We start from the raw sequence: 18,903 nt of genomic DNA on the forward strand, positions 1-18,903 counted from the left end.
ATCATGGAAATCGTTTATACCAAGATGCAAGGTGCTGGTAATGATTTTATTGTGATCGACAATCGTCGCTATAATTTCTCTTCGAAACAGTTGGCTAAGTTAGCAACCCAAGTTTGTCAGCGGAAATTTTCAATCGGTGCAGACGCGTTGATGGCTGTCGATCATCCCGAAGGAACGGGAGATTTCCGCATGCGTTTTTATAATGCGGATGGCACGGAAGCGGAAATGTGTGGCAATGGTGCACGCTGTATCGCTCGCTATGCTTATGAAAATAAGGTTGCTTCAGAAGCAATGGTGATCGAGACCGTTGCAGGACCTGTTCCTGCTTGGCGATTGGATCGGCAGCAGTACAAAGTGACGTTAAATCCCCCCACCGTTGCGAAGTTTGACCAACCTTTCGCTGACAGAGAGGTTCCTGTCGTTTATTATATCGAGTTAGGTGATCCAGGAATCCCTCATGCGGTGGTGAAGTATCCCGGTCTGCAAGAAACATCCCTCGATGCATTGACAGATTTAGCACAACGGATTCGTTATTGGTCAGCATTTCCTAAAGGCGCCAATGTGAATTTCTACGATGCCGATTCAGCAGGGGAACTTGTTGTCCGCACCTACGAACGGGGAGTCGAAGGCTTTACGTATGCTTGTGGGACCGGATCTGGGGCAACTGCTTATGTGGTGGCGCGACGCCGGGAACAAACGCAAGCCAATCTTGTGCTGCATGTTTTAGGCGGAGAGCTGCAAGTCGAAGTTGCATCAGAGGAGCTCCAACTGATTGGGGATGCGATTTTTGTTTCTGAAGGCCGTATTTTAGACGAAAATCTATTTTTAGACTGAGGGTGGTCTTGCGACGGAATTATCCTGTTCATAGAATCATTTAGGCGACAGTTCTTATGGAAGCCTTATTCTTAGAAGCCATCCTTAGCTAGAGCTGAGAAGATCATCAAATGCAATCGATAGAACTTAGTTTGTTCTATCGATTGCATTTTTTTGTGCAGGATATTGCAGGATAGTCAGAAATTTTGTATGCTACAGTTATGTTTATTTTTTCACGATCGTGCTCGATCGTTGAATAAACACAGAATACATCACTACGAGGAGTAAGAATATGTCTCAAATTCCAAATTGTCCAGTTTGTCAATCCGCCTATGCCTATGAGGATCGCGGCTTGTTTGTCTGCCCTGAATGTGGCAATGAATGGCAGGAAACAGAAGAAACTGCTGCTGTCGTCAAAGATGCCAACGGAAATGTTCTTCAGGATGGCGATGCCGTGACGGTCATCAAAGATTTGAAAGTCAAAGGTGCTTCTGGTGCCATCAAACAAGGAACCAAAGTCAAAAACATTCGTCTGGTAGAAGGGGATCACAATATCGATTGTAAAGTCGATGGTTTCGGTGCCATGAAATTGAAGTCAGAATTTGTAAAAAAACTTTAAAAACAGAATCTTCCATACCTCTTCATAATATTTTCATCCATTTAATGGTAAAATAAGGTCAAAGACGAAAGGGAGGGATTTCATCGTGTATGGAATCGGTGGATACGGTTTTGGTTGGTTTTATGATCCAACATTCATTTTAGTCATTATCGGGATGATGATCTCGATGGCGGCTTCAGCATACGTTAAAAGCACGTTTAGCAAATACGATAAAATAAGCAGTAGAAACAATATCACCGGGACCAAGGCGGCTCAGTATATTTTGGAAAGCCAAGGCATCAACAATGTCGGCGTCCAAGCCATCGCAGGAGACTTGACTGATAATTATAATTCCGGCAACAAGATGCTAAGTCTATCTCAAGCAACTGCACAATCAACTTCTGTGGCAGCAATCGGAGTGGCAGCCCATGAATGCGGGCATGCTGTGCAAGATGCTAAAGGGTATCTCCCATTGCGTATCCGGCATGCGATCGTCCCAGTAGCTAATATTGGTTCCGCGGTGTCGATCCCGTTGATTTTGATCGGGGTTCTTTTGAGAGGGTCCTTCCTAATCAATCTGGGGATATTAGCATTCTCGTTAGCATTTATTTTCCAATTGGTGACGTTGCCAGTCGAATTTGATGCTTCAAGACGAGCGTTACGGATTTTAGCCGATGGCGGTCTCTTAACGGAAGAAGAAGTACCGCAGGCCCGTAAAGTATTATTTGCTGCAGCCTTGACTTATGTGGCAGCTGCAGTTGCGACATTGCTGCAATTACTACGTTTGATTATTTTATTCGGCAATAACAATCGCCGCGACTAATGAAAAGAAGGAGACTTGAGAATGCTCAAGTTTCCTTTTTTTTGAAATTGTCGTTATAATAAAAAGAAAAAGGTGGGGAATAAATGAAAAAAGAAACATGGCTGCGGTCACTTTTTGCGTTGATCGGGGTAGCTATCATCGGTTTTGGCGCCTCCTTGCTTCGCGTAGGTGGCGTCGGGCTGGATCCGTATACAGCTGCCAATATTGGAACAGGTGAACGGTTAGGTCTTTCATTAGGCGTTTATCAATTGATGATCAATCTCGTTTTGTTGATCTTGATTTTCTTTTTTGGTCGTCGGCATATTGGGATCGGCACAGTGATCAATATGGTCTTGACGGGCTTTTTTATTGATTTTTATACGAAAATCTTTGAACTTTTCGCAGTTTCTCCGGAAGGTTGGCTGCAAAAAGGGCTCTTTTTAGTGATCGGTATTCTGTTCTTTACCTTTGGTGCTTCCTTCTATATGTCAGCAAAAGTGGGAAGTGCGCCTTATGATGCGATCGCACCGACGATCGTTGATCGAACGAAAGCGAATTATCGGGTCGTCAGAGTGATCCAAGATGTGGCTTTTGCGACACTCGGCTGGATCACAGGTGGACCGATCGGGATTGGGACATTTATCAGTGCCTTTCTAGTTGGTCCGCTGATCAAGTTCTGGGATGATTACGCCTCAGTGCCGTTCATCGAAAAGACCATCAAGAAATCTTTATTTAAATGAGCGCGGACCTATCGAAACAACAATGATAAGTAGCAGATGATAGATACCAGCAGTACAAAAAAACACTGTAGATATGCTATTGATCGATTTCAACGATACCTACAGCAATAACGAAAGACTGTGACAAAATCAGCAGTGAATGGGCAATGGATAGCGTAAATCGTTTTCGAACGAACGATCCTTTGCTGACCTATTTTAGGTTTGATTTCCTTCTGTTGATTTTTGTCACATTTTTTTTCAAAATTGCCTGACGCTACTTGCACAATCGCTGAGCACTCGCTATGATAAGAGAGCTTAGGAGGGATCATCTTGAAATTACCAGCAGCATTCATTACCAAATATCAGCAGTTACTAGGAGCCGAAGCGGCGGCCTTTTTTACTGCTTTAGAAACAGGGCATCCAGTAAAAGGATTTCGCTTGAATCCGTTGAAGCCACAAGCCGTCTCGATGCTGGAAATGTTTGGACCGGATAAAAGTCCAGCACCATACGCAACGAACGCCTATATTGGAGAAGTCAAAGGGAAATCACTGCTTCATCAAGCGGGGTATGTCTACAGTCAGGAACCAAGCGCGATGATCGTTGCGACGATCGCAGATGCACAACCAGGAGAAAAAGTGCTCGATCTTTGTGCAGCGCCTGGAGGGAAAACCACGCAATTAGCAAGTCAGATGCAAGGCAAAGGTTTATTGGTTTCCAATGAGATTTTTACTAAACGCGCAAAAATCTTATCGGAAAACGTTGAACGATGGGGGATCAGTAATGTGGTGGTGACGAACCATGCGCCGCAAGAACTGACGCCGCATTTTCCACAATTTTTTGACAAAATCGTGGTGGATGCTCCTTGCTCAGGAGAAGGAATGTTCCGCAAAGATCCTGTGGCCATCGCGGAATGGCAAGCTGATTCGCCACTGCAGTGCGCTCAGCGCCAGAAGGAGATTTTGGCTGAAGCGGTTGCGATGTTAAAGCCTGGCGGACAGTTGATCTACTCTACTTGCACGTTTGCACCTGAAGAAAATGAAGCCATCATTGAATGGCTGGTCTCAGCATATCCTTTTTCCATTGAACCGATTGAATTGGAAAATGTGTCTCATGGACGCCACGATTGGGCACCGATGAACGGCATTGAAAAGACGATTCGGTTATGGCCTCACAAAAATCAAGGGGAAGGTCATTTTGCCGCAAAGCTGACATATCTTGGATCGGAGAACATAGCCAAACCAAAGAAAACCAAAAAAGCCAAAAAAGCTTCTGGGATTGATTCTGTCACGCGATCACTTTGGCAATCTTTCCAAGAAAACTATCCATTTTTAAAAGAGACTACTGCCGATATCCAGCTTTTTGGGGATCATCTGTGGTTAGTACCTAGTGAATTACCATCACTAAAAGGGGTTCGCGTATTGCGTCCAGGGCTTCACGTAGGGACTGTGAAAAAGAATCGTATCGAACCGAGTTTTGCATTGGCAATGGCGATCAAAGAAAATGATGAAGCACCTTTCTTGTCAATTGAGTTAGCTCAGTGGCAGAAGTACGTGGCTGGTGAAACGATTACGGTACCTGGAAATGAAGGCTGGGTCGTCTTGAAGGTGGCTGAGGTCCCGATTGGCTTCGGCAAACAAGTGCAAGGTGTGGTGAAAAACTTCTTCCCGAAAGGATTGCGGTTCACTCTGGAATAAACGAAATAGTATTTTTATTTGATCGGTCGTGCTATCATAGAAGTAGCAAATAAAGGGAGCTGATCGATATGAAAACATCAACAAAAGTAACGATTGGATTAAGTATTGCGGCAATTGCTGGCATCTCAACAGCAGTCGTTGTCTCAGACAAAGTCGTGAACAAAGTACGCTTCGCTTGCAACCGTCACAAAGTGAAAAAGTTTGTTGACGACAAATTTAATGGCAACGAAAAATTATTAGGTGTCGTCGATGATTTGACGGATAAAGATTTAGATGCATTGCTCGGCGTCATGAAGAAAGTCAAAGACAGCCGTCATAAAGTCTCGGTTTATGGAGATAACGTCAAAGATGCAACAGAGAATGTCAAAGACAAGTTGACTAGCTTTATTGATGCAGTCTTTTAAGCTAATATCTCCTTGGAGAAAATGCTGTTAGAAGCGGCCAGAAGATCGTTGAAAAAACCTGCCAGTGGTTGTCCTGCCATAGCAGTTGTTTGACTAGGCTTCATTTGGCGCTTCTTTTTTTGTTCAGAGAAAAGGAAAATAGGAATTGGGAGCCATAGCAACTGGAACAGGTACGGCTACTGAATGACTGCGTTAAAAAATTGCCAGAGCTTTTCTATAGAGTCAGTGTCAGCTTTCCATGTTTATCCCAATTGAGAATTGAAAGGAATCATTTTGAAGAAAGAAAGTACCCTCACACAAAGTGAAAAAGAATATTTTATGCGTGAAGCACTGAAAGAAGCGCAAAAAGCGGAAGCAATCGCCGAAGTCCCCATCGGGGCAGTTGTCGTCTTAGAGGGGCAAATTATTGGCCGAGGACACAACTTGCGGGAAAAACAGCAAGAGGCAACAGCTCATGCCGAAATGTTTGCCATCCAACAAGCCTGCCAAGCCATCGAAAGCTGGCGCTTAGAACAAGCGCAGCTATTTGTTACATTGGAGCCTTGTCCTATGTGTAGTGGTGCAATGATGCTGGCTCGTGTCGAAGAAGTTTACTTTGGCGCCTACGATCCAAAAGGCGGTGCTGCCGGTTCTTTGCTGAATCTGTTGGAAGATGAGCGTTTCAACCATTGGTCCTACGTAGAAGGCGGGATCTTGGAAGAAGCGTGCGGGCAAGTGCTAAAAGATTTTTTTCGGGCATTGCGCCAAAAGAAAAAACAAAAAAAGTCTGGTAATCTATAGAAAAATACGTTATACTAAATTTTGCCGAAAGGCTAGGACAATGGAGGTCTTGTGAAGCGTGTCAGATCCGGAAGGAAGCAGCACTAAGCAGGAGTCTCCATGTGTCTGATTTTTTTTATAATTAACTATTAGCTGATGAAAATCAGCTTTTTTTGTTGCCAAAAAGCGGAACTGCGACTTCTCTAAGTGAGTTCTTCTGAGGGGGGTAGACAAACGCCCTTTTTTTATATCCTTCATTCAATAATAAATAAAAAAAGGGGCTGTGCCATAAGTCTCCTACAAGTGAAATCCGAACATGATATAGTATTGCTCTTGCGGTGCAGGGGTTCCTCGTCGCAAAAGTCAGAGGAATTTATCGCAATAGAATATGATTCGGTTGCACTTGTTGGATGATGACTTATGGCATAACCTCTTGCTAAAAAGTAACTACTGGAATAGTTATCTGTCTAATCTCATATAAATAAGTGGATATGGATTGTCTTGTTCATCAAACGCTGTTCTTTTATAAACTTCAAATCCCATGTGTTCATAAAAATCTTTTGCAAGCGGGTTTTGTTCATTCACTGCTAAATCATTAACCAAATATTTTTCTATGCCGTATGTAAGCAATTCTTTGCCTAACCCTTTTCCTCTTTCTTCGTTAGTAATAAAGAGCATTTCAAGATGTTGCTCCACGATCCCCATAAAGCCAACAGGTACTTGATTTTCGTTTTCTATGAGAATTAAATAGGGGATTTCTTTTAATGCTTGTGGTACATACATCTTGATTTCTTCTATTTCATGATCTGATAGAAAGAGATGCGTTGCTCTTACAGCACTTTCCCAAATGGTTAATAGCTGTTCTATCAATGGTGCCGTTCTTTCTTTTACCTCTATAATTTTCAAGTTCTTGACCTCCGAAACCTCCGATTTTTTAATTATATCAAAGAAAAAAGATAAAAACGAAGTGCTGTATATCCACAGATATACAGCACTTCATGACACGAATGAAGTTAGTTGCAGTCTGAGAACCACTACACCTATAAGCGAGGGGTTCTATTATTGTTTGTAGCAGATCGAATTAGATATAGTCTTCATGCCGAGGGCCATTCCTGCGGATCTCTTCTTGTTCTTCAGCGGATAATTCAGTGAAGATATCATTACCGTCTAAAAACGTGTTCCAATCTGTCCCCATCATCTCATGAAGTGTCTCTGGATCCTCGTCGGATAAACGATGGGAGGTCTCTCCATCCACCGTTTGTTGTTTCTCAGAGGAAGAAGTGTACTTATGGCCAAAAAGTTTTTCCCACTCTGCTCGTAACTGTTCTAACATCGAAATCCCTCCTTTTTTTATTGTAGCACAAGGTCTTTAGAAAGGCGGTCCAAACGCTGGAAACAAAACCTGAATCGAAAAGCATCCCTCTGGTACCTCGCAAAAATTGTGCTATTCTAGTAGTAGTTGGAACATTAAGCTGAAGACTTATCAAATAGTCGACAGCAAATGGGTGAGAAGAGGGATAAGATGGAAAAAATCACGCTAGTACACACGAATGATTTGCATTCACATCTGGAGCATTGGCCTAAGATCCGCCGTTATCTTAATCAACGGAAGCAAGAAGCAGATTCGAGTCAAGAAACAGTGATTTCTTTGGATCTAGGAGATTTTGTGGATCGGTGGCATCCATTGACTGAAGCAACGAACGGACAAGCCAATATTGAGCTGATGAACCAAGGACACTATGATGCAGTGACTATTGGCAACAATGAAGGTGTGGGAAATTCCAAAGAAGAGCTTCAGCATCTTTATGATCAAGCGGAGTTTCCTATCTTATTGGCGAACCTTTTCGATAAGAATGATTTGAAACCACCAAAATGGCGGCAGGATTACCAGATCATCGAAACGAATCAAGGGACGAAAGTCGGGCTGATTGCTTTTACGGCACCCTTTCCTTTGACCTATTCACCAAACGGCTGGGATATTCGTGAACCCTTGGAATTGCTGCCTTTATTGATCAACCATTTGCAGCCCCAAGTCGATATTTTAGTCTTGATGAGTCATTTGGGAATCAATGCAGATCGAGCGATCGCGGCTGAGTTTCCTCAGTTGGATGTGATTTTAGGCTCTCATACGCATCACTTATTCGAGACCGGCGAAATCGTCAATGGCGTACAATTGGCAGCAGCGGGGAAATTTGGCTTTTATATTGGTGAAGTAACGATTACGTTAGATGATCAGGGGCAAACTATCGAGCGTTCTGCCCGAGTGATCCCTACAGAGCAGCTTTTAGCTTTTCCGCAAGATGAAGAAGAGATTGCTGGTTATCTTTCTATTGGTCATCGTTTGCTGAAAACGAAACAAGTCGCACAACTTCCGTGGGCGCTTCGTTGTGAAGGGAACGAAGATTCGATTATCCAAGAAGCATTGGCAGCGCTTTGTGTTAGAGGACAAACGGAAGCTGCTGTGTTGAATAGCGGTTTGTTTTTAGGTGATTTACCGGCAGGGCGCATCGACCAGGATCAACTGCATACCATCTTGCCTCATCCGATGCACTTGATTCGAGTGACATTGAAGGGAGCAGATGTGATCCGTTTTGTTTTAGAAATGGAAAAAAATCGGCGCTTTTTACGGAACTATCCAATTGTTGGGATGGGATTTCGTGGGAAAATATTTGGTGAACTGGTTTATAAGGGGATCTCTTATGATGCCATCAATCACCAAGTATTGTGGCAAAACAAAGTAATCAATCCGGTGGAAGAATACCAGATCACATTAGTGGATCATTATTTGTTTATTCCTTTTTTTCCCACGATCGAGATAGCCGGACGCTGTGAATTTTTATTTTCAGAATTTATTCGTACGGTCTTTGGCAGCTACTTAGCACATAAATATCCGATCCAGTAATGAAAAAGTCGGAGGGGAATCTGATACAAGCACGACTATCATTACGTATTAAAACAAGGTATAATAGACAACAGGTGGTGAAAAGATGACCGAAAAACAAACAATTACAGACGAGATCACTTCGGTACTCGAGGAGATCATCGAAGAACCAGAGAAACAGCCGCAAAAAGGCGAACTGGTTACGCTTGTTAATGATGATGAATTATTGATCGGTACACGCCAATACAAATTGGTGGTAGATTATCGCGAAGGATTTGATCCCCAAAAATTGGGCGAACGGTACAGTGAAGTATTGGCTCGCTACGATTACATCGTAGGGGATTGGGGTTATGAACAGTTGCGTCTAAAAGGTTTTTTTGACAAAGACAATCGCAAAGCATTACCGGATCAGCGGATCGACATGCTAGAGGATTATTTATATGAATACTGTAATTTCGGTTGCGCTTATTTTGTGATTCAACGAGTTGGCGGCAAGAAAGAAAAGAGTACGACCCGACGCCGTAAAAAGAAACCAGCAGCTCAAAGCAATCAAACACGTCCGGCACACATCGATGAGAAACAAGAAGTTGTTTCTCAAAAACAGGTGAAGCCAACGATTAAAAATCGAAAACCAAAAGAAAAAAAGGCGCGATCGACAGAAACGACAGTGAAAAAAACAAATAAAAAAGAATTCACGATCCGTCAACGGGAAGAGTAATTTATGAAATATAAGGGATATTTGATTGATTTAGATGGCACGATCTATTTAGGGAAAGAGCCGATACCAGCAGGCAAACGCTTCGTTGAAGCTTTGCAGAAAAAGGAATTGCCTTTCCTTTTTGTCACAAATAATACGACCCGCAGTCCAGAAACAGTCGCACAACGATTAGCGGATGAATTCGCCATTCATGTGGCGCCTGCAACAATTTATACGGCAAGTTTGGCGACGATCGACTTTATGAAAGACCACGGTCGCGGCAATAAAGTCTTTGTGATCGGCGAAGCAGGGTTGATCGATTTGATTTTAGCGGCCGGTTTTGAATGGGATGACCAAAATCCGGATTATGTCGTCGTTGGTTTAGACAATGATGTCACCTACGAAAAGTTTGTCTTAGCCACATTAGCGATTCAAAAAGGGGCTACCTTTATCGGCACCAATCCAGATAAAAATATCCCTACCGAACGGGGATTGTTACCTGGAGCCGGTTCCTTGATCGCAATGGTGGAGACTGCGACACAGACACCGCCGATTTTCATCGGTAAACCGGAAGCAATTATTATGGACAAAGCCGTGGCACACCTTGGTTTACCAAAAGAGGAAGTCATTATGGTGGGAGATAACTATGAGACGGATATTTGCTCGGGGATTCGGAATGGCATTGATTCCCTATTGGTACTATCCGGTTTTACACCGAAATCTGCTGTGCCTCATTTACCGGAACCCCCAACTTATGTCATTGATTCCTTAGATGAATGGGATTTTGACCAATGAGAAAACAAGTATGGATCGAGCGGCTAGGGATGCTGTGTTTGTTTTTATTTCTGATCAGCTTAGCAATTACGGTAACGATCAATTTTCGCTGGCTATATCATTTTGATATTCAACAGTTGAATATTTTAGATTATACCTACATTTCAAAAGAAGAATTGATAAAAAATTATGGGTTGTTGCTGGATTTCTTGAACAATCCATTGAATACGACATTAGCTTTGCCAGATTTTCCGATGTCAGCGGCAGGAGCTGGACATTTCTATGATGTGAAGAAACTATTTTTATTAAACTATGGTGTACTGCTCGTAACGTTGATCCCCAGTTTCATGCTTCTTAGATCTTTTTGGAAAAATGACCAGCGCTGGCGGTTGTTGCGACCATTGCAGTGGGGGATGCTGCTGCCGATTTTCTTTGGTTTCTTGATGGCAATCGGGTTTGATCGATTTTTTGTGACGTTTCATGAGATTTTCTTCAATAATGACGATTGGCTTTTTGATCCAGTAACGGATCCCATTATCAATGTTCTGCCGGAGACGTTCTTCATGCACTGTTTTATTTTATTTTTTGTACTGATTGAACTGTTTTTCTTTGTGATTTACTGGTGGGCAAAACAAAGTCAAAAAAAGACTATTTCATAAGTGAGAAAAGACCTAGAGGATAGCGGGAACGTCAGTCATACTGGCGTTCCTTGCTAGTATCGCGTAACGATTTACACGGTAGTCCCTTCAGGTGTTTCAGACTTGTGGGATAGTCTTTTTTCGATAGTAGCTGATTTTTACAAGTTTATTGAGTGATGTAATGAGACTTACTTGGATGCTGGTGCGCCAAACGACTAGCTGCCGAAGCTGCGATTGCACCTACAATATCATCTAAGAATGTATGGACCCGGGGGCCTTCATGACTGTTTAATTCTTTTAAAATACCTGGCTTCACTTTATCGATGTAGCCATAGTTGGTGAAACCGATCGAACCGTAGACATTGACAATGGAAAGTGCCAAAATCTCATCGATACCATACAACCCTTCATCATCTTTGACGATTTCCTGCAATGGATGCAAAAGGCTGTTTTCCTCTGCCAATATATCTAACTGGATACCAGTCAAAATCGTGTTGTGAACCTCACGTTTACTGAGGACTGCGTTCACACTTTCAATGCACATATCTAATGTAATACCTTCGATATAATCTTTTTGTAAAAATAAAACAAGTTCGCCGATATCCTGAAGTGATACGCCGCGCTCTGAAAGTAGTTCCCTTGCCTTATCTTCAAGTGTTTTATTCTCTAATACCATGTGATTCCCTCCAATTCTTTTTTCTTACTTCTATCCTATCTTATCTTGCCCGTGGAATCAAAAAATACCGACGAACAGCAACGTAGTCGTTTCTGAACTGTATGAAAAAAAGTCGCAGAGAAATCCTGCGACCGTTCTTTTTATAGCTTTTTTCCTTTTTTATACTAGCTCTTTTTTAAGCTGTTTTTTAATATAGTAGTTTTTGCTTTTTTGGTAAGTAGCTTTTTTAAAAAGCTTTTTTAAAGTAGCTTTTTTAAAGTAGCTTTTTTTGCAATTGTTGTTTTGCGGCAACTGCCCAAGGGTGGGCCACTAGTAAATCACTAGCAAACAGCCAGTCAAGATAACATAATGCTGCCGCTTCTAAAGAGTTATCAAGTGCAGCCACTAGCTCCTCTAAAAAAGGTGCCGCATCTGCGCGATCCCATTCGATTTTATCTGCTAGGAAAACAATGAGATCCAGCTTTGAAAAATTTTCCTTAAGTGTCGTGTGGCAGGTAATGGCAGACAAAATCTCAGGGTCAGTGATCCCAAAGAGCTCTTTTGCCAAAGTAGCCGACTGTTTTTGATGCAGCAATAATGGTACTTTTCTTTCTTCCGGCACTATCTCCAAACCGTAATATTCTTGAAATGCGAGACGTTCATCATTGGGAATGACCACGCTGATATCATGAAACAATCCAGCAATCGTTGCTTTCTGGCAGTCGCCACCGAAACGTTTGGCAAGTTGCTCAGCGGCATTGGCTACTTCGAGATGATGTTGGACAGTCAATACTTGGTCAAAGGCTTCTAAGTAAACACGCATTTGGTTTGCAAGGGACGCATCAGGTAAATCAATTTTATACCGACTCAGCATGGTCTACTCCTTGAACAAACTAGTGCTGTGGGCAGGTTGTGTCCGGTTTTTAGGATCAATGTAATGAAGCGCATTGTTGACGGCAGTGGGGGCTTCCCCGAAACCAGTAGCAATCAAATCTACTTTGCCATCATATAAGACCACATCCCCGCAAGCGTAGATTCCTGGAATGGATGTCCGCATATCTGATGTAACGAATACGCCTTGTCGAGTGCTTTTTAGTCCCCACTCTTTAATGTTCAAAGTCGAAGAAAAACCGTAATTAACGATCAAAGAGTCCACTTGCAAGGAAACAGATTCATCTCCTTTGACTTGCTGCAAAGCAATTTCAGTTAGACGTTTTTCTCCACTGATATCCTGGATAACATAGGGAGTTAGAATGTTGACAGAAGAAGCGCGCAGTTTGTTGACACTATGTTCATGCGCTCGAAATTCTGGGCGACGATGGATCAAATAAACTTCACTAGCGATTGGTTCAAGCATGAGCGCCCAGTCAATCGCTGAATCGCCACCCCCAGCGATAGCAACTTTGCGGCCCGCATACTTCATCAAGTCAGTTACGAAATAGTCGAGTCCATTGCCTTCAAAACGTTCACTGTCGGGTATAGACAGTTTTCTTGGCTGGAAGGAACCATTGCCTAAGGCTAAAATCACTGCTTTGGAATAGTGATTGCCTTTATCTGTGATCAGTTCTAGGTAGTCTTCGTGCTTTTCGATCTGTAAGACGGTTTCCTCCAAACAGTATTGATGATTGAAGGTAGTCAGTTGCTTTTCAAGATTTTGAACCAATTCACCGGCTTTGATCTTTGGATAACCCGGAATATCATATATATATTTCTCAGGATAGAGCGTGGCCAATTGGCCGCCTAGCTGAGGCAGACTGTCGATCAGTTTGGTTTTTGCGTTGCGCATACCGGCGTAGAAGGCAGAGAACATGCCGCTCGGCCCAGCACCAACGATGGTAATATCATATATCTCCATAGTGCATCTCCCTCTGTTGATTGATTATTCTACAGTATCACCTGGATGAATAGCTTCATTATAGCAAAAATTGTCTTAACTAGCATTTTTTCATTTTTCTGCTATCATTGTTTTAGTATTTAGTATAAACAAGGAGGCGTTAAGTGTGTCTGAATTTCCACAGCTACATTTAAAAGAAACAGGTCATAAAGCAGTTATCAAAACGAATCGGGGAGATATCACAGTAGTGCTCTTTCCAGAATTGGCCCCAAAAACCGTGAAAAACTTCGTCGAGCTTGCCCAAAAAGGATATTACGACGGTATCATTTTCCACCGTGTTATTCCTGATTTTATGATTCAAGGCGGCGATCCTACCGGTACTGGTATGGGTGGCGAAAGTATTTACGGGGGCAGCTTTGAAGATGAGTTTTCAAAAGAGCTCTTCAATCTTCGCGGAGCATTATCAATGGCTAATGCCGGCCCAAATACAAATGGCAGCCAATTCTTTATTGTCAACAATCAAAACGTACCAGCGAATATGCTTGGTCAATTAGAGGGAGCAGGTTATCCTTCCGAAGTGATCGAAGCATATCAACAAGGTGGAACGCCATGGTTAGACTTCCGTCACACTGTTTTTGGTCATGTTGTAGATGGCATGGATGTAGTGGACGAAATCGCAAATGTTCAACGAGGACCGCAAGACCGTCCTGTTCATGATGTTGTGATCGAAACAATTGAAATCAGTGCATAAAAAAGAACCCCGCGGGGTTCTTTTTTATTGTTTCAGTTCTGTGAATGCAGCAGCAATTTGCAGGAGACCTTTTTGCAGCGTTTCTCGAGGACAAGCAAAGTTGATCCGCATATGTTGCGTTCCGGATGGGCCAAAGTTGATACCTGGATTCAAGACCACTTTTGCTTCTTTGATCAATTTGCGTTGTAACTCTCGGTCAGAAAGACCGTAGGCAAAGAAGTCTAGCCACATAAGATAGGTGCCTTCTGGCTTTTGAAACTTGATTTCAGGTAATTTTTCTACCAAAAACTCACAGGTCCATTCGATATTGGCTGAAAGATAGTTAAGCAATTCATCCAGCCATGCTTCTGACTCTCGATAGGCTGCTTCTGTTGCTACAATACCGAATGTATTGATTTCACTTTGAACATTTTTTTCTTGAACAGTTATGAATTGTTTTTTCAAATCCGGATTTTTGATAAAGATCATTGAATTTTTGATGCCAGCCAAGTTGAATGTTTTGGTTGCTGAAGTTAAAACAATGGAGAAATCAGCAAAAGCAGGATCAACTGTCTGAAATGAAACAAATGTATTCGGAGCAAAAACGATGTCTTGATGAATTTCATCGCTGACCACGAGAACATGATGTTTTTGACAGATCGACCCAATTGTTTGCAGCTCCTCTTTTGTCCACACACGACCACCAGGATTGTGTGGATTACACAAAATCATCAGTTTGACATGGTTATCTACAATAGCAGATTCCATTGCAACGGAATCGATTTCGAAATGCCCGTTTTTTTCGATCAACGGGTTGCGCACAAGTTGACGCTGATTTTTTTCAACAACGTCAGCAAATGGTGGGTACACTGGATCATGAATCATTACACTGTCGCCTTCATTGGTATAGCTCTGCACAGCTAATGCGAGACTAGGGACAACACCACTGTTGAACAAAATCTCCTCTTTTTGTAGCGAGTAGTTGTGTTTTCGTTCTTGCCAAGAAATGATTGCTTCGTACAAACTTTCAGGGAAAACAGTATAGCCGTAAATTCCTTGATCAATCACTTGCTGCAAGGCATTCTTGACCGGCTTAGGTGCCAAAAAATCCATGTCGGCTACCCATAACGGCAGTAAACCTTCTTCCTTATAGGTCGTAGCAATACTGTCCCACTTTACACTATTGGTATTTAACCGTGAATGGACATTGTCAAAATTCGTCATATGTACCCCTCCTAGATCATTTTTTTCTACTACTTCAAATCTAACACTAGTTCAAGTATAATAAAAGATGAAAAGAGAGGAAATCATATGGACTATCAAATCGGAACTATTATTGACGGAACGGTCACAGGTATACAACCATACGGCGCCTTTGTGTCGCTCGATAAAGAAACACAAGGCTTGATCCATGTTTCTGAGATCCAGTCTGGATACACGAAGAATATTCATGATGTTTTGCAAGTGGGCCAGGAGGTGCGCGTACAGATTATCGATATCGATGAATATAGCCAAAAAATCAGTCTGTCCCGCAGAACATTAGAACAAAAATTTGTTCAGCTTTCTTATAAGCGCAAAAGGTATTTTACGAATAAAAACAAACGAATCGGTTTTCGCACGATTGCTGAAGCATTACCGAAATGGACAGCGGAAGCCAAAGAGATGCTGGAAAAAGAAAACGGAAAGAGATAATCGTGCATATTTTCTGAAAATGTGCTAAAATTGATTTACAATCAGTTGAATAACCGAGGTGGGTATTTTGGGATCCAAAAAAGTGGCAGGAACAGTTATGATGCACTTGGCAAATGGCTCGAAAAAGTTTTTGATGCAGACGCACGAAGGTACCGCAGAACTGGCATCTACAGACTTCTCTGAAGATAAGACCGGTCTAGCAAATATTTTACAATTGTTTAAAGACAGTATTCATTTAGACGTGACAGCGATCGATCTTGTTGAATTAACCAATGGTTCGATTGATGCTGAGAATATTCCACTTTTTGTTTTTGAAACCCAAGAATCGGGACAAGACAAACAACTACCTGATGGTTATGCGTGGGAAGAACCGAATGTTTTCAGACAAATTATTGAAGATTACAAAATAGAAGGTATGCCATTCTTCTAATCAAATGGATAGAAGACAACTACATAAAAAAGCCGTTGATACGGCTTTTTTTCTTTTCAGAAAATTTATTGGAGAAAAACAGAAAATATGCTTGACCCTCAGATAGAATAATGGTAAATTTATCAACGTTGGCAAAACACGCCGACAGTCAAAACCTTTCAAAAAAACTTTTTGAAAAAAGGGCTTGACCAAAACGGAAACAGATGATATTATAACGAAGTCGCAAATTTAAGAAATCAATTTGATGCTGATGCAGCAACAAAAAATATTGAAAAAAGTTGTTGACAAATAACAATCCATTTGTTATTCTAATTGAGTCGCTGATGACGCACAGGAAGTTGTTGAATAAACACTTTCGAAAAAAACTTTTAAAAAAGAGTTGACATTCACTTGTTGATCTGATATGATTTAAAAGTTGCTAACGCAGCGCAGTAGACCTTTGAAAACTGAACAAAGCAAGCAAACGAACCAATGTGTAGGGCGCTTCATTTATGAAGCAAAATACATGCAAGCAATAGCTAGCAAAGTTAATTTTATTTGAGCTTAACGATCCTATGGATCGTTCAAACAAATCATTATGAGAGTTTGATCCTGGCTCAGGACGAACGCTGGCGGCGTGCCTAATACATGCAAGTCGAACGCTTTTTCTTTCACCGGAGCTTGCTCCACCGAAAGAAAAAGAGTGGCGAACGGGTGAGTAACACGTGGGTAACCTGCCCATCAGAAGGGGATAACACTTGGAAACAGGTGCTAATACCGTATAACACTATTTTCCGCATGGAAGAAAGTTGAAAGGCGCTTTTGCGTCACTGATGGATGGACCCGCGGTGCATTAGCTAGTTGGTGAGGTAACGGCTCACCAAGGCCACGATGCATAGCCGACCTGAGAGGGTGATCGGCCACACTGGGACTGAGACACGGCCCAGACTCCTACGGGAGGCAGCAGTAGGGAATCTTCGGCAATGGACGAAAGTCTGACCGAGCAACGCCGCGTGAGTGAAGAAGGTTTTCGGATCGTAAAACTCTGTTGTTAGAGAAGAACAAGGATGAGAGTAGAACGTTCATCCCTTGACGGTATCTAACCAGAAAGCCACGGCTAACTACGTGCCAGCAGCCGCGGTAATACGTAGGTGGCAAGCGTTGTCCGGATTTATTGGGCGTAAAGCGAGCGCAGGCGGTTTCTTAAGTCTGATGTGAAAGCCCCCGGCTCAACCGGGGAGGGTCATTGGAAACTGGGAGACTTGAGTGCAGAAGAGGAGAGTGGAATTCCATGTGTAGCGGTGAAATGCGTAGATATATGGAGGAACACCAGTGGCGAAGGCGGCTCTCTGGTCTGTAACTGACGCTGAGGCTCGAAAGCGTGGGGAGCGAACAGGATTAGATACCCTGGTAGTCCACGCCGTAAACGATGAGTGCTAAGTGTTGGAGGGTTTCCGCCCTTCAGTGCTGCAGCAAACGCATTAAGCACTCCGCCTGGGGAGTACGACCGCAAGGTTGAAACTCAAAGGAATTGACGGGGGCCCGCACAAGCGGTGGAGCATGTGGTTTAATTCGAAGCAACGCGAAGAACCTTACCAGGTCTTGACATCCTTTGACCACTCTAGAGATAGAGCTTCCCCTTCGGGGGCAAAGTGACAGGTGGTGCATGGTTGTCGTCAGCTCGTGTCGTGAGATGTTGGGTTAAGTCCCGCAACGAGCGCAACCCTTATTGTTAGTTGCCATCATTTAGTTGGGCACTCTAGCGAGACTGCCGGTGACAAACCGGAGGAAGGTGGGGATGACGTCAAATCATCATGCCCCTTATGACCTGGGCTACACACGTGCTACAATGGGAAGTACAACGAGTTGCGAAGTCGCGAGGCTAAGCTAATCTCTTAAAGCTTCTCTCAGTTCGGATTGTAGGCTGCAACTCGCCTACATGAAGCCGGAATCGCTAGTAATCGCGGATCAGCACGCCGCGGTGAATACGTTCCCGGGCCTTGTACACACCGCCCGTCACACCACGAGAGTTTGTAACACCCGAAGTCGGTGAGGTAACCTTTTTGGAGCCAGCCGCCTAAGGTGGGATAGATGATTGGGGTGAAGTCGTAACAAGGTAGCCGTATCGGAAGGTGCGGCTGGATCACCTCCTTTCTAAGGAATAATACGGAAGACTACACATCGTTTGCCTTTGTTCAGTTTTGAGAGGTTTACTCTCAAAATAGTTTGTTCATTGAAAACTGGATATCGAAGAAAATCAAAACAAGTAACACACACCGAGTTGACAAGTTAAAGAGTTTTTTAATAAGTTCAACGCTTATTTTCTTGAGCAACCTTCTATCGCTAGAAGAAGTACTCAGCGACCGTAAGGTCAAAGGTTAAGTGAATAAGGGCGCACGGTGGATGCCTTGGCACTAGGAGCCGATGAAGGACGGGACTAACACCGATATGCTTTGGGGAGCTGTAAGTAAGCTATGATCCAGAGATTTCCGAATGGGGGAACCCAGCATCTTTTATAGGATGTTACACAGTTGTGAATACATAGCAGCTGTGAGGTAGACGCAGAGAACTGAAACATCTAAGTACCTGCAGGAAGAGAAAGAAAATTCGATTCCCTGAGTAGCGGCGAGCGAAACGGGAAAAGCCCAAACCAACAAGCTTGCTTGTTGGGGTTGTAGGACTCCGATATGGTAGTTGAAACAGATAGTCGAAATACTTGGAAAAGTATGTCAAAGAGGGTAAAAACCCCGTAGATGAAATCTGGCTCACACCTAGGAGGATCCTGAGTACGGCGGAACACGAG

20 protein-coding genes, 2 rRNA genes and 1 other RNA gene (1 of these 23 running past the window's edge) are annotated in these 18,903 nt (G+C 42.9%); 17 read left to right on the plus strand and 6 right to left on the minus strand.

The features are described from left to right. Nucleotides 1-3: 3 nt before the first annotated feature. The 8 genes from dapF to ffs all read left to right on the plus strand — a co-directional run bounded on the left by dapF (nucleotide 4) and on the right by ffs (nucleotide 5,934). The gene (gene dapF, locus FE005_RS06945) at nucleotides 4-834 is read left to right on the plus strand and encodes a diaminopimelate epimerase (protein ID WP_138371529.1); all 831 of its coding nucleotides are present in this window, start codon (nucleotides 4-6) and stop codon (nucleotides 832-834) included. 271 nt (nucleotides 835-1,105) lie between these two features. Beyond that, entirely contained in the window at nucleotides 1,106-1,432 is a 327-nt protein-coding gene (locus FE005_RS06950; protein ID WP_041120438.1) for a zinc ribbon domain-containing protein YjdM, read from the plus strand. Between the two features lie 85 nt (nucleotides 1,433-1,517). Then, on the plus strand, nucleotides 1,518-2,234 hold the full coding sequence (locus tag FE005_RS06955) for a zinc metallopeptidase (RefSeq protein ID WP_138371530.1): 717 nt from the start codon (nucleotides 1,518-1,520) through the stop codon (nucleotides 2,232-2,234). Between the two features lie 83 nt (nucleotides 2,235-2,317). Continuing rightward, nucleotides 2,318-2,953 carry a YitT family protein gene (locus tag FE005_RS06960; RefSeq protein ID WP_003128773.1) on the plus strand — a complete coding sequence of 212 codons (636 nt, stop codon included), beginning with the start codon at nucleotides 2,318-2,320 and terminating at the stop codon, nucleotides 2,951-2,953. Between the two features lie 309 nt (nucleotides 2,954-3,262). Next, entirely contained in the window at nucleotides 3,263-4,627 is a 1,365-nt protein-coding gene (locus FE005_RS06965; protein WP_138371531.1) for an RsmB/NOP family class I SAM-dependent RNA methyltransferase, read from the plus strand. 68 nt (nucleotides 4,628-4,695) lie between these two features. Further along, on the plus strand, nucleotides 4,696-5,031 hold the full coding sequence (locus FE005_RS06970) for a hypothetical protein (protein WP_003128776.1): 336 nt from the start codon (nucleotides 4,696-4,698) through the stop codon (nucleotides 5,029-5,031). A 273-nt stretch (nucleotides 5,032-5,304) separates the two neighbouring features. After that, a complete protein-coding gene (tadA, locus tag FE005_RS06975; protein WP_005472626.1) occupies nucleotides 5,305-5,811 on the plus strand; it encodes a tRNA adenosine(34) deaminase TadA in 507 nt (168 codons plus the stop codon). Between the two features lie 24 nt (nucleotides 5,812-5,835). Beyond that, nucleotides 5,836-5,934, plus strand: an RNA gene (ffs, locus tag FE005_RS06980) — signal recognition particle sRNA small type. A gap of 315 nt (nucleotides 5,935-6,249) precedes the next feature. Here ffs and FE005_RS06985 read toward each other — a convergent pair. Both FE005_RS06985 and FE005_RS06990 read right to left on the minus strand, forming a co-directional pair. Further along, nucleotides 6,250-6,696: a GNAT family N-acetyltransferase gene (locus FE005_RS06985; RefSeq protein ID WP_138371532.1), complete on the minus strand. Its 447-nt coding sequence runs from the start codon at nucleotides 6,694-6,696 to the stop codon at nucleotides 6,250-6,252. Between the two features lie 175 nt (nucleotides 6,697-6,871). Continuing rightward, nucleotides 6,872-7,123, minus strand: a complete 252-nt coding sequence (locus FE005_RS06990) for a hypothetical protein (RefSeq protein ID WP_103300407.1) — start codon at nucleotides 7,121-7,123, stop codon at nucleotides 6,872-6,874. A gap of 189 nt (nucleotides 7,124-7,312) precedes the next feature. Between FE005_RS06990 and FE005_RS06995 the strand changes: the two genes are divergently transcribed. The 4 genes from FE005_RS06995 (at nucleotide 7,313) to FE005_RS07010 (ending at nucleotide 10,801) form a co-directional block, all read left to right on the plus strand. Beyond that, a complete protein-coding gene (locus tag FE005_RS06995; RefSeq protein WP_138371533.1) occupies nucleotides 7,313-8,692 on the plus strand; it encodes a bifunctional UDP-sugar hydrolase/5'-nucleotidase in 1,380 nt (459 codons plus the stop codon). Nucleotides 8,693-8,777: 85 nt separating this feature from the next. After that, nucleotides 8,778-9,389, plus strand: a complete 612-nt coding sequence (locus FE005_RS07000) for a YutD family protein (protein ID WP_103300409.1) — start codon at nucleotides 8,778-8,780, stop codon at nucleotides 9,387-9,389. A gap of 3 nt (nucleotides 9,390-9,392) precedes the next feature. Next, on the plus strand, nucleotides 9,393-10,163 hold the full coding sequence (locus FE005_RS07005; RefSeq protein WP_021149204.1) for a TIGR01457 family HAD-type hydrolase: 771 nt from the start codon (nucleotides 9,393-9,395) through the stop codon (nucleotides 10,161-10,163). Next, nucleotides 10,160-10,801, plus strand: coding sequence for a TIGR01906 family membrane protein (locus FE005_RS07010; RefSeq protein ID WP_138371534.1), 642 nt, complete (start codon nucleotides 10,160-10,162; stop codon nucleotides 10,799-10,801). The genes FE005_RS07005 and FE005_RS07010 overlap by 4 nt, the downstream gene beginning before the upstream one ends. A gap of 145 nt (nucleotides 10,802-10,946) precedes the next feature. On the opposite strand, the gene FE005_RS07015 is transcribed toward FE005_RS07010, so the two are convergent. The 3 genes from FE005_RS07015 to FE005_RS07025 form a co-directional block, all read right to left on the minus strand. Beyond that, on the minus strand, nucleotides 10,947-11,456 hold the full coding sequence (locus FE005_RS07015) for a phosphatidylglycerophosphatase A (protein ID WP_003128785.1): 510 nt from the start codon (nucleotides 11,454-11,456) through the stop codon (nucleotides 10,947-10,949). 253 nt (nucleotides 11,457-11,709) lie between these two features. After that, nucleotides 11,710-12,309, minus strand: a complete 600-nt coding sequence (yqeK, locus tag FE005_RS07020; RefSeq protein ID WP_138371535.1) for a bis(5'-nucleosyl)-tetraphosphatase (symmetrical) YqeK — start codon at nucleotides 12,307-12,309, stop codon at nucleotides 11,710-11,712. A 3-nt stretch (nucleotides 12,310-12,312) separates the two neighbouring features. Next, the gene (locus FE005_RS07025; RefSeq protein ID WP_003128789.1) at nucleotides 12,313-13,290 is read right to left on the minus strand and encodes an NAD(P)/FAD-dependent oxidoreductase; all 978 of its coding nucleotides are present in this window, start codon (nucleotides 13,288-13,290) and stop codon (nucleotides 12,313-12,315) included. 145 nt (nucleotides 13,291-13,435) lie between these two features. On the opposite strand from FE005_RS07025, the gene FE005_RS07030 reads away from it, so the two are divergent. Further along, the gene (locus FE005_RS07030; protein ID WP_003128790.1) at nucleotides 13,436-14,020 is read left to right on the plus strand and encodes a peptidylprolyl isomerase; all 585 of its coding nucleotides are present in this window, start codon (nucleotides 13,436-13,438) and stop codon (nucleotides 14,018-14,020) included. A 24-nt stretch (nucleotides 14,021-14,044) separates the two neighbouring features. Here FE005_RS07030 and FE005_RS07035 read toward each other — a convergent pair whose 3' ends face one another. Further along, nucleotides 14,045-15,223 (minus strand): MalY/PatB family protein, encoded by a 1,179-nt coding sequence (locus tag FE005_RS07035; RefSeq protein WP_138371536.1) that lies wholly within the window; start codon nucleotides 15,221-15,223, stop codon nucleotides 14,045-14,047. A gap of 87 nt (nucleotides 15,224-15,310) precedes the next feature. Here FE005_RS07035 and FE005_RS07040 point away from each other — a divergent pair, with 87 nt between their 5' ends. The 4 genes from FE005_RS07040 to FE005_RS07055 all read left to right on the plus strand — a co-directional run. Next, entirely contained in the window at nucleotides 15,311-15,691 is a 381-nt protein-coding gene (locus tag FE005_RS07040; RefSeq protein WP_123866868.1) for a CvfD/Ygs/GSP13 family RNA-binding post-transcriptional regulator, read from the plus strand. A gap of 67 nt (nucleotides 15,692-15,758) precedes the next feature. Then, entirely contained in the window at nucleotides 15,759-16,121 is a 363-nt protein-coding gene (locus FE005_RS07045) for a hypothetical protein (RefSeq protein WP_021149210.1), read from the plus strand. 573 nt (nucleotides 16,122-16,694) lie between these two features. Next, a 16S ribosomal RNA gene (locus tag FE005_RS07050) occupies nucleotides 16,695-18,254 on the plus strand. Nucleotides 18,255-18,476: 222 nt separating this feature from the next. Next, a 23S ribosomal RNA gene (locus FE005_RS07055) occupies nucleotides 18,477-18,903 on the plus strand (it continues 2,488 nt past the right edge of the window). The 16S and 23S rRNA genes sit together here, the layout of an rRNA operon.

It is taken from the genome of Enterococcus sp. M190262, assembly GCF_005843965.1.
Taxonomy (GTDB): domain Bacteria; phylum Bacillota; class Bacilli; order Lactobacillales; family Enterococcaceae; genus Enterococcus_D; species Enterococcus_D gallinarum.

Excerpts from the sequence above, each read along its gene's own strand:
- dapF (WP_138371529.1), top strand. The coding sequence starts at position 4 with ATGGAAATCGTTTATACCAAGATGCAAGGTGCTGGTAATGATTTTATT.
- FE005_RS06950 (WP_041120438.1), top strand. The coding sequence starts at position 1,106 with ATGTCTCAAATTCCAAATTGTCCAGTTTGTCAATCCGCCTATGCCTAT.
- FE005_RS06960 (WP_003128773.1), top strand. The coding sequence starts at position 2,318 with ATGAAAAAAGAAACATGGCTGCGGTCACTTTTTGCGTTGATCGGGGTA.
- FE005_RS06970 (WP_003128776.1), top strand. The coding sequence starts at position 4,696 with ATGAAAACATCAACAAAAGTAACGATTGGATTAAGTATTGCGGCAATT.
- FE005_RS06990 (WP_103300407.1), bottom strand. The coding sequence starts at position 7,123 with ATGTTAGAACAGTTACGAGCAGAGTGGGAAAAACTTTTTGGCCATAAG.
- FE005_RS06995 (WP_138371533.1), top strand. The coding sequence starts at position 7,313 with ATGGAAAAAATCACGCTAGTACACACGAATGATTTGCATTCACATCTG.
- FE005_RS07000 (WP_103300409.1), top strand. The coding sequence starts at position 8,778 with ATGACCGAAAAACAAACAATTACAGACGAGATCACTTCGGTACTCGAG.
- FE005_RS07005 (WP_021149204.1), top strand. The coding sequence starts at position 9,393 with ATGAAATATAAGGGATATTTGATTGATTTAGATGGCACGATCTATTTA.
- FE005_RS07010 (WP_138371534.1), top strand. The coding sequence starts at position 10,160 with ATGAGAAAACAAGTATGGATCGAGCGGCTAGGGATGCTGTGTTTGTTT.
- FE005_RS07015 (WP_003128785.1), bottom strand. The coding sequence starts at position 11,456 with ATGGTATTAGAGAATAAAACACTTGAAGATAAGGCAAGGGAACTACTT.
- yqeK (WP_138371535.1), bottom strand. The coding sequence starts at position 12,309 with ATGCTGAGTCGGTATAAAATTGATTTACCTGATGCGTCCCTTGCAAAC.
- FE005_RS07025 (WP_003128789.1), bottom strand. The coding sequence starts at position 13,290 with ATGGAGATATATGATATTACCATCGTTGGTGCTGGGCCGAGCGGCATG.
- FE005_RS07035 (WP_138371536.1), bottom strand. The coding sequence starts at position 15,223 with ATGACGAATTTTGACAATGTCCATTCACGGTTAAATACCAATAGTGTA.
- FE005_RS07040 (WP_123866868.1), top strand. The coding sequence starts at position 15,311 with ATGGACTATCAAATCGGAACTATTATTGACGGAACGGTCACAGGTATA.